Here is a 9,025-nt window from a genome sequence, read left to right on the forward strand (position 1 = left end):
GCCGCCCCCCCCCCCCCCGGGGTGCCCCCCCCCCCCGCCCCGGGCGCCCCCGCGGGCCCCCCGGCGCCCTGACCGCGGCGGGGCGGCGGCGGCCGCCGTTCGACGAGTCCGGGCCGCACGTCGTGGAGGTCATCGGCGAGCGCGTCGCACCCGGCCGCCGGAGGGACCCTCGCTCGAGGGCTTCTCCGGCGGCCGCGCGCCGTTCGGCACGGCCTCGCCCGGGCGTCGCTGCCGCGGCGCCCGCAGCAGCTCCCAGGACTGGTCGAAGGCCTGTTCCGCCGGAGCGGTGACGATCTTGGGGAGCGCGCCGGGGTGCTCCCGTACGAGCCAGCCGACCAGCTCCTCCCGTACGGCACACCGGGTCGTCCACAGGTCGTCGGCGTCCTTCGCCGTCACGATCGCCCGCAGGGTGATGCCCGTCGGCGAGGTGTCGGTGACGGCGAGGTCCCAGGCCCGTCCGTCCCAGGTGTCGCACGTGGCGAGGAACTCCCGCAGGTGGGCCCGCATCAGCGGGACCGGGGTCGTGTGGTCGCAGTGGAGGAAGACCGACCCGGTCATCTCCGCGCCGCCGCGCGACCAGTTCTCGAACGGCCGCGAGGTGAAGTACGAGACGGGGAGCGTGACGCGACGCTCGTCCCAGGTGCGGACCGTGAGGAAGGTGAGGGTCACCTCCTCCACGAGCCCCCACTCGCCGTCCACGACGACGGTGTCCCCGATGCGGACCATGTCGCCGAACGCGATCTGGAAACCGGCGAAGAGGTTGCTCAGCGTGGACTGGGCCGCCACGCCGGCCACGATGCCGATGATCCCGGCGGAAGCGAGCAATGACGTGCCGAGGGTGCGGAAGGAGGGGAAGGTCACGAGGGCCACGGCGGCGGCGATCACCCCGACGGCGACGGCCACCACCCGCATGATCAGCGTGACCTGGGTACGGACCCGGCGGAGCCGGGCGGCGTCCCGCGACCGTCCGGCGTACCGCCGGTACGAGGACTCGACGACGGCCGCGACCGTCCGCACCGCCAGCCAGGCCCCGCCGCCGATCAGGCACAGGAGCAGGACGTGGCTCACCGCGTCCGCGTGCTCCTCCAGCGGCTCCTGTCCGGGCGCCGCCACCGAGTAGGCCCAACTCAACAGGGCGGCCAGCACGACGACGTACAACGGCGTACGGCAGCGCCGCAGCATCCCCCACAGCGGGGTCTCGGGATGCCGCGCGTCGGCGAACCGCGCCAGCATGTCCGCCGCGCGGCAGACGACGAAGGCGGCCAGCGCCGATCCGCCGACGCATATCGCCAGCCGAACAAGGCTCTCCATGTGCTCCCCAGTCGATCGGTCGAACAAGTCGTCCCGTACGCCTCACCGCCGCTGAGCACGCCAAACGTCAGCGCCCGTGCCGCGGCGCCCCGGTGACCCACGCCGGGAGCCCCCTCGGCGACGGGTGTTTTCGGGCCACCCGTGACGCGCTCGGGGTCCCCCGCACCGGATTCCGTTTCCCGTGGTGGGGTCCCGTTCGGACGGGCGCGTCCGGCTTTCGCCGCGGGAGCGTCTTCCGGCCAACATCGTGGCGTTTCCTCTCGCCGCACAACCGGGGCGCCAAGGACGTCCTCTCACAGCGCGGGCGCACCGGGCGCCCCACCACGGCGCGAGCCCCGGGCGGAAACCGTCTCCCCGGGCCGCGGCCGGCCCGCTTCCCCACAGCACGCGGAGGACGAGAGAACGATGACCACGACGCGCACCCACCGGCTGAGGCGGCCCCTTCTCGCGGGGGCCACGGCGGTCGCCGCCATGGCGGTGACGGCGGGCTTCATGACCGCCGCGCCGGAGCGGGCGACGGCGGCGACGGGACCGACGCTGAGCCTCGTCGCGGCGACCGGCTCGGTCACGCTCACCTCCTGGAAGGAGGAGCCGGGCGTCTACCTGGACCTGGGCACGTACCTCACCGCCGAGGGGAGGCCGCTGGAGCTGAAGGTGACCCGGAAGTCGTACAAGGATGCGGTGACCGTCACCCAGACCGTGTTCGAGGGCGGCAGGGCGAAGGCGAAGACGCTGCCGAACGGCACCGTGAAGGACTTCTCCGGACTTCCCGGCTTCGCCGAGATCACCGTCACGGACAAGAACGGCAAGGTGGTCGTCAGCCGCGCCGAGAGCTTCTGCCCGAACAACGCCAGCGGACGGATCAGGCCCGACGCGCCCGCCACCTCGAAGTATCCGGAGAGCTGCCCCACCAACCCCTTCACCCTCGGCTCCGTGTGGGGCGTCGAGAAGGGGTGGGCCGCCAACACCTACGCCGGCTCCTACACCGAGCCCGTGAAGCTCGCCGCCGGCACGTACACGGCCAAGGTCAGGGTCGCCAAGAAGTACCGGGACCTCTTCGGCATCGCCGACAGGCCCGCCACGGTGAAGGTCACCGTCGAGGAACGCAGCTGGGAGGACGCCCGGCAGTCCGCCGCCGGTGAGCACGCCGGGCAGCAGTCCGCCGCCGGTGAGCACGCCGGACACGGCTCCGCCCACCACGCCCCCGCCGACCACGCCGGGCACGGCGCGGGCCACGCCCCGACCCCCGCCGAGGCAGGCGCCCCGCGCACCAGCGGCGCCGGTCCCTCGTACAACGTCGGCCACGGGCCGCTGAAGGCCGCGCCCCCCGCCCTGCCGTGGGCGCTGAAGGTGCGGCAGGCCGGACGCGTCGGCGTCCAGGCCGTGGGGGAGGGCCCCGGGCAGACCGACGGCTCGCGCAAGGCGCCCGCCCTCGCGCCCCGGTCCGCGCGTCCCACCGGGACCCCGTCCGTCCCGAACGTCCCCAAGCCCGACCTGCGGTCCCTGCCGGCCTACGGCATCACCATCAGCGACGGCGGCTTCCAGAACGTCCCCGGCAAGGACTACCTCGCCTTCAGCGCGAACGTCTGGAACGCGGGCCCGGCCCAGCTCGTCGTGGACGGCTTCCGCACGCCCGGCAAGGCCACGATGGACGCCTACCAGTACTTCTACGACGCCCAGGGCAAGCAGGTCGGCTACACGCCCACCGGCACCATGGAGTGGGACCCGCGCCCCGGCCACGTGCACTGGCACTTCACCGACTTCGCCAGCTACCGCCTGCTGAAGGCCGACAAGAAGGAAGCGGTCCGCAGCGGCAAGGAGGCCTTCTGCCTCGCCAACACCGACGCCGTCGACTACACCGTGAAGAACGCCAACTGGCACCCGAACAACACCGACCTCGCCACCGCCTGCGGCCAGGAGAACTCCCTCTCCGTCCGCGAGGTGCTCGACGTCGGCTCCGGTGACACCTACACCCAGGACCTGCCGGGCCAGTCCTTCGACATCACGGACCTGCCCAACGGCACCTACTACATCCAGGTCCTCGCCAACCCGGCCAAGCGGCTGAAGGAGACCAACCTCGACAACAACAGCGCCCTGCGCAAGGTCGTCCTCGGTGGCACCCCCGGCCGCCGCACCGTCACCGTCCCCGCCCACGACCTGGTGAACGCGAACTGACCCCAGGACGGTTTCGGCGGCGGGAGGTGCCGCACCGCGCCGCGCGTCGGCGTCTCAGTCCGGCACCTCGCGCCGCGGGTCGCCGGTGGCCCCGGTGGTACCGGGGCCACCGGCCTCCTCGTCCCCCTCACGGTCGCTGTCGTGGTCCTTGTCCGAGTGCGACGCGCGGCGCGGGCCGAGCATCGCGTCCTCCGCCTCCCGGCGGGCCCGGGCGTCACCGCTCTCGCCCACCGCCTCGGACGGCGTGGTCCGCGGCGCGTCCTCCTCGCGGCCTCGACGACTCATGGCGTACTCCTTCCGCTCTGCGTGACGGCGGCGCCCCCTTCCGGGGCGCGCACGTGACGCACCTGCCCCCGACGGCGGGCCGGAAACGGAGGGTGCGGCCGCGTCCGACCCCCTCCGTACGGAAAGCTGGAGCCCCGGGTCGGTCGGGCGACGGAAGGAAAGCGGATGGCGGCGCTGCTCAACGCGGTGGGGGCGACCCTGGTGCTCCTCGTGCTGCGGGACGTGTTTCACACCCTCTGGCACCCCACCCGCCACGGCGGCCTCAGCAAACTGCTCGTGACCGGCATGTGGCGCCTCTCCGGACTGGCCGCCACCCGCCGCCGCGCGGCCGGACTCGCCGGGCCGCTCGCCATGGTCGCCGTCGTCGTCGCCTGGGCGCTCGCCATGGTCCTCGGCTGGGCCCTGGTCTACTGGCCCCACATGCCCGGCTCCTTCGGCTACGCCACCGGGCTCGACCCCGCCGACCACGCCGGGTTCGGCGATGCCCTGTACGTCTCCATGGTCAACATCTCGACCCTCGGCCTCGGCGACATCGCGCCCACCAGCGGCGTCCTGCGGGTCTTCGCCCCGCTCGAAGCGCTCCTGGGCTTCGCCCTGCTCAGCGCGACCGTCGCCTGGACCCTCGGCGTCTACCCGGCGCTCGCCCGCCGCCGTGCGCTGGGCCTGCGCCTCTCCCACCTGGCCCGTGTGCACCCGCTCACCGCGCCCGACCCCCTGACGGTCCAGCCGGCGGTCCTGGAGGACCTCGCCGCCGAGGTCTCCGTCGTGACCGTCGACTTCATGCAGTACGCCGAGTCGTACTACTTCTACGACGGCGACGACCGCACCTCCCTCGCCCGCCGTATCGGCTACGCCCAGCGGCTCGCCGACCGGGCTGCGGGCGCCGGCCGGCCCGACACCCGCGCCGCCGGTGAGGTCCTCGCCGCCGCGCTCGCGGACCTCGCCGACACGCTCGACGCCCGCTTCCTGCACACCGGCGGCGCGCCGGGCGAGGTCTTCCGGGCCTTCGCCGACGACCACGGCCGCCACGCCGGGCCCCGGTGAACGCCGGCGCCCGGGACCGGTCGCACCGGGCACCGACGGCTCCTACACGGTCGGCGTCGTGAGGCGGGCGCAGGCCCGTACCACCTCGGCGAGGTCGCGGCCCTCCTCGAACAGCTGCCGCTGGCGCCGGGCCCCGCCGCCGTGGGCGACCAGGTCCGCGAGCCCCTTCCGTACGACCTCCAGGTCCCCGCTGTCCCGCAGGGCGTCCTCCGTGTGCGCGAGGAGGGAGTCGAGGACCGCCTCCGCGGGCCGCTCCCGCATCGTGACCGGGTCGACGAGCGGCCCGTCGAGCCCCGAGCGCGCCGCCCGCCAGGACGCGAGCCGCAGCAGGCTCGTCGGTGTACGGACCGGCGGCTCGCCCGCCCGCCACGCCCGGGCCGCCGTCTCGACCAGGCCACGGGTGAGCGCGGCGACGAGCACGGTCGTACCGGCCTCCAGACAGACGTCGGCGACCCGGATCTCCACGGTCGGGTAGTTGTGTGACAGCCGGGCGTCGAAGTAGATCATCCCCGGGTCGCGCAGCACCCCCGTGGCGATCATGTCCCGCACCACCTCGTGGTACCGGTCGGCGCTGCCGAACGGCTCGACCGGCCCGGCGGACGGCCACCGGTTCCAGACCCGGCTGCGGTAACTGCTGTACCCGCTGTCCTGGCCCTGCCAGAACGGCGAGTTCCCGCTGATCGCGTTGAGCGTGTACAGCCACGGCCGGATCCGGTCCAGGACGGCGACGCCCTCCTCGTCGGACTCCACCGACACGTGGACGTGGCAGCCGCAGGTCAGCTGCTCCTGGACGGTGAGCCCGTACTGCTCGGCGAGCCAGTGGTATCGGCTCCCCAGGTTACGCGACGGTTCCACCGGCAGGGGAGAGGTCGCCAGGGCCGCCACCCTGGCCCCGGCCCGCTCGGCGTGCCGCCCCGCCTCCGCGCGGCAGCGGACGATCTCCTCCTCCAGCTCCTCCATCTCGCTCACCGGCCGGGTCGCGAACTCCACCTGCTCCTGGTGCAGTTCCTTCTCGAAGACGTCCTCCGCCCCCTCCTCCGCGCCGATGGCCGCCGACGCCAGGACGGCCGACGAGACCGCGAGCGGCTCCCCGGTTCGCTCGCTGACGAGCAGCAGTTCTTCTTCCACGCCCACGGTGCGCATTGGTGGCTCCTGTCGATCCCGGGCCACCTCCGGGCCCGTCGGTCACGCGTATGCCCGTGATCGGCGCGTCCGAACGCCCCGACCCGCCCATCGGAGGGTGACTCCGGTTACGGTACGGACACGCGCACCGGCTCGGGGCCCGGGAGGAGGGGGCCGCCCGCTCAGCGCGGCGCCGTCCCGATCCCCTGGACGGGCACGCGGAGCGGGGCCCGGAACGACAGCAGGCCGAGCATGGGGGGCTCCGCCGGTCCGTCGGCCGGTCGGACGCCCGGGAGGGCGCGGGCCGCCGCCCGCAGGGCCACGGCCGCCTCCGTACGCGCCAGGGACGCGCCCGGGCAACGGTGGCGGCCGACGCCGAAGGCCAGGTGGTGGCGGATGTTGGAGCGGTGCGGGCACATGGTCGCCGGCTCCGGGAACACCTCGGGATCGGAGCCGCTGCCCATCAGCATGAGGAGCAGCGGGGCTCCCGCGGGCAGGCGCACCCCGCCCAGGGTGGTGGCCCGCGCGGTGACCCGGCGCCACGTCGTCACCGGCGGTTCCCGGCGCAGGACCTCCTCCACCCACGCCTCGGCGAGCCCGGCCTCCCCGGCCGCCCGCGCCCACAGGCCGGGCTCCGCGGACGCGCGACGCAGCACCGTGGCGATCAGCTGCCCGGTGGTCGACTGGCCGGCGATGAAGACGAAGAAGCAGGCGGCGACCGCCGTCCTGACGTCCAGCGGCTCGCCGCCGGGCAGACGATGGCGGCGGAGCGCCGCGATGAAGGAGTCGTCCGGAACCGTGCCGCTGCGCACGGTCGCGGTGAGCCACCGGTGGAACTCCCCGACGAGCACGGCCAGTTCCGGCTGCCGTTCCGGCGACGGCCGCCCGTAGAACAGCTCCAGCGAGGCGTCGCTCCAGCGGATCAGGGTCGTCGGTTCGACGCCCTCGATGCCGAGCAGCTCCATCAGGACCCGGCACGGGAGGACCTGGGCGTACGAGGCGAACAGATCGCAGGTCCCCCCGGCGTCGGGCGCGGACCGCCGCACCCGCGCGAGCAGCTCTCCGGCGATCCGCTCGATGACGGGCACCGCCTCCTCGACGCGCCGCGCGTGGAAGAACCGGGTGACCAGACGGCGCAGACCCGCGTGGCTCTCCGTGCCGTTGTTGGCGAGCGCGGGCGGCAGCGCGAAGCCCGCGCGGGCGAGGATCCTGAGCACGGGGACGGGCAGCGGGGTGACGGCGTGCTGCGCGTTGTCCGGCAGGAAGTCCGCGGGCTCCAGCAGCACCCGTCGTACGTCCTCGTGCCGGCTGACCAGCCACAGCCCGGTGCCCGGGTCGTGGTGGACGGGGGCCTCGGTCCGCAGCAGCTCCAGCCAGGGGTACGGGTCTCGGACGAAGGGTGCGCCGAAGACGTCGAGCACGCCGAGCGGATCGGCACTCCCGGAGAAGGGGAGACCGGCCGCCGAGGGGCCCGGGGCTGCTCCGGTGCCGGGTGGGAACGCGTCCAGGGCCGGGGAAGTCACGGCCGGAAGCTAACACGTGCGGGCCGCGGCACTCCGCCACATGTGCGCCGTATCACTGCCGACCGGATCACCGGCCCCATGAGCCGCGCCGTGCGGTGCGGACGGGTGAACGGCGCCGTGCCGGACCACGCGGCGCATCCGGGGCGCTTCCCTCACGAGAAAAAGCCACTGAAGCATCACAAAAGGTGCCATGGACAGACAGGGGAACTGCGGTGCGACTCAAAGACGAACTTCCCGTGGACCACCATCTCGCCACCGTGTACCGCTGGGGCGCCGCCCTCTGCGGTTGCGTCCTGCTCGTGTTCGGCTGCCTCGGCTTCGCCGACGCGCTCAGTCCCTTCGACACCTCCGGGGAGCGGATCGCCGGGATGACCACCAACACCGCGTTGAGCTGGATCTCGGTGGTGACGGGACTCGCCCTGCTGGCCGGTGCGGTCGCCGGCGGGAACGTCGCCTCCACCCTGAACATGCTCGTGGGCGGCTCGTTCCTGGTCAGCGGCTTCTACCACCTGTTCGTGCTCGACCGGCCCGCCAACTTCCTGGACTTCGGCATGACCAACGTGATGTTCAGCTTCCTCATGGGGCTGTTGATCCTGACGTTCGGCATGTACGGGCGAGTGTCCAGCAAGCTGTCGCACGACAACCCCTACTGGCGCAGGCGCCACCCGCGCGAGGCGGCGGCGGAGTCGCTCGCCCGCCGCCGCCTCGCCGGCGCGTCCCTCCCGCCCGGCGCCGCGCTCACCACGCCCCCGGCGCTTCCCGGCACGGCCGGTCCGGCGCTTCCCGAAGGGCCCCCGCGGTGACCGCGGTCCTGGTCGTGGGGGCGACGGGCATGGTCGGAGGCCTCGCCGCGCGGGCGTTCCACCGCCAGGGGGCGTCGGTGGCCCTGGCCGGCAGGAACGCGCAGCGGCTCGCCGACCGGTCACTGCTGCCGGGCGACTGCCCCCGCCGCGTGTTCGACGCCTACGACCTCGGGGGCTGCGCGGCGCTCGCCCCCTGGGCGGCCCGCGCCCTCGGGCGCCTGGACCGTGTCGTCGTGGCCGTCGGAGTGGCGGGCTTCGGACGGGCCGAAGGCGTCGACGAGGCCGCCGCCGAGCACCTCATGACGGTGAACGCCCTGGCACCCATGGCCGTGGTCCGGGGAGCCCTGCCCCTCCTGGAGGCGGGAGGCGCGGTCGGCGTCGTCACCGGCGCCGTCGTCGACGCGCCCCCGCAGGGCATGGCCGACTACGCGGCCGCCAAGGCGGCCCTCGCCACCTGGCTGGACGTGGTCGGCAGGGAACAGCGGGCCCGGCGTGTCCGCGTGGTCGACGTCCGCCTCCCGCACATGGAGGGCGGGTTCGCCGCCCGGGCCGTGACGGGGGAGCCGCCGAGGCTCCCGCCCGGCGCCGACCCGGCCGCGGCGGTCGAACGGCATCTGCTCGCGCCCCTCACCGGCGACCCGGGGAGCCCGCGTTGAGCGTCCCCGGCCTCCTGGGTGCCGTTCAGGCGTAGGGGCTGTCGGCGCCGGCGGCGGCGGGGTGTGCGGTGCGGGCGGGGCAGCAGCCGACGGGGCAGAGGTCGTG

8 protein-coding genes are annotated in these 9,025 nt (G+C 74.3%); 4 read left to right on the plus strand and 4 right to left on the minus strand.

Annotated features, from left to right (window positions below):
* Positions 1-129: 129 nt before the first annotated feature.
* On the minus strand, positions 130-1,311 hold the full coding sequence (locus ACWDVG_RS31275; protein WP_451704272.1) for a mechanosensitive ion channel family protein: 1,182 nt from the start codon (positions 1,309-1,311) through the stop codon (positions 130-132).
* A gap of 405 nt (positions 1,312-1,716) precedes the next feature.
* Between ACWDVG_RS31275 and ACWDVG_RS31280 the strand changes: the two genes are divergently transcribed.
* Positions 1,717-3,486 carry a lysyl oxidase family protein gene (locus tag ACWDVG_RS31280; protein ID WP_451704274.1) on the plus strand — a complete coding sequence of 590 codons (1,770 nt, stop codon included), beginning with the start codon at positions 1,717-1,719 and terminating at the stop codon, positions 3,484-3,486.
* A 54-nt stretch (positions 3,487-3,540) separates the two neighbouring features.
* Here the strand turns inward: ACWDVG_RS31280 and ACWDVG_RS31285 are convergent, their stop codons facing one another.
* A complete protein-coding gene (locus ACWDVG_RS31285) occupies positions 3,541-3,771 on the minus strand; it encodes a hypothetical protein (RefSeq protein ID WP_451704276.1) in 231 nt (76 codons plus the stop codon).
* Positions 3,772-3,936: 165 nt separating this feature from the next.
* Here ACWDVG_RS31285 and ACWDVG_RS31290 point away from each other — a divergent pair, with 165 nt between their 5' ends.
* Positions 3,937-4,815, plus strand: coding sequence for a potassium channel family protein (locus tag ACWDVG_RS31290; RefSeq protein WP_451704277.1), 879 nt, complete (start codon positions 3,937-3,939; stop codon positions 4,813-4,815).
* Between the two features lie 42 nt (positions 4,816-4,857).
* On the opposite strand, the gene ACWDVG_RS31295 is transcribed toward ACWDVG_RS31290, so the two are convergent.
* Positions 4,858-5,958 carry a glutamate--cysteine ligase 2 gene (locus tag ACWDVG_RS31295; RefSeq protein WP_451704279.1) on the minus strand — a complete coding sequence of 367 codons (1,101 nt, stop codon included), beginning with the start codon at positions 5,956-5,958 and terminating at the stop codon, positions 4,858-4,860.
* A gap of 161 nt (positions 5,959-6,119) precedes the next feature.
* The gene (locus ACWDVG_RS31300; RefSeq protein ID WP_451704281.1) at positions 6,120-7,460 is read right to left on the minus strand and encodes a cytochrome P450; all 1,341 of its coding nucleotides are present in this window, start codon (positions 7,458-7,460) and stop codon (positions 6,120-6,122) included.
* A 212-nt stretch (positions 7,461-7,672) separates the two neighbouring features.
* Between ACWDVG_RS31300 and ACWDVG_RS31305 the strand changes: the two genes are divergently transcribed.
* Positions 7,673-8,263: a DUF4383 domain-containing protein gene (locus ACWDVG_RS31305; RefSeq protein WP_451704282.1), complete on the plus strand. Its 591-nt coding sequence runs from the start codon at positions 7,673-7,675 to the stop codon at positions 8,261-8,263.
* On the plus strand, positions 8,260-8,919 hold the full coding sequence (locus tag ACWDVG_RS31310; protein WP_451704284.1) for an SDR family NAD(P)-dependent oxidoreductase: 660 nt from the start codon (positions 8,260-8,262) through the stop codon (positions 8,917-8,919). The genes ACWDVG_RS31305 and ACWDVG_RS31310 overlap by 4 nt, the downstream gene beginning before the upstream one ends.
* The last annotated feature ends 106 nt before the right edge of the window (positions 8,920-9,025 follow it).

Source organism: Streptomyces sp. NPDC003327 (genome assembly GCF_053589515.1).

What these genes read in the sequence shown, in the direction of transcription:
- ACWDVG_RS31295 (WP_451704279.1), bottom strand. Translation starts at nt 5,958, where the DNA reads ATGCGCACCGTGGGCGTGGAAGAAGAACTGCTGCTCGTCAGCGAGCGA.
- ACWDVG_RS31285 (WP_451704276.1), bottom strand. Translation starts at nt 3,771, where the DNA reads ATGAGTCGTCGAGGCCGCGAGGAGGACGCGCCGCGGACCACGCCGTCC.
- ACWDVG_RS31290 (WP_451704277.1), top strand. Translation starts at nt 3,937, where the DNA reads ATGGCGGCGCTGCTCAACGCGGTGGGGGCGACCCTGGTGCTCCTCGTG.
- ACWDVG_RS31275 (WP_451704272.1), bottom strand. Translation starts at nt 1,311, where the DNA reads ATGGAGAGCCTTGTTCGGCTGGCGATATGCGTCGGCGGATCGGCGCTG.
- ACWDVG_RS31280 (WP_451704274.1), top strand. Translation starts at nt 1,717, where the DNA reads ATGACCACGACGCGCACCCACCGGCTGAGGCGGCCCCTTCTCGCGGGG.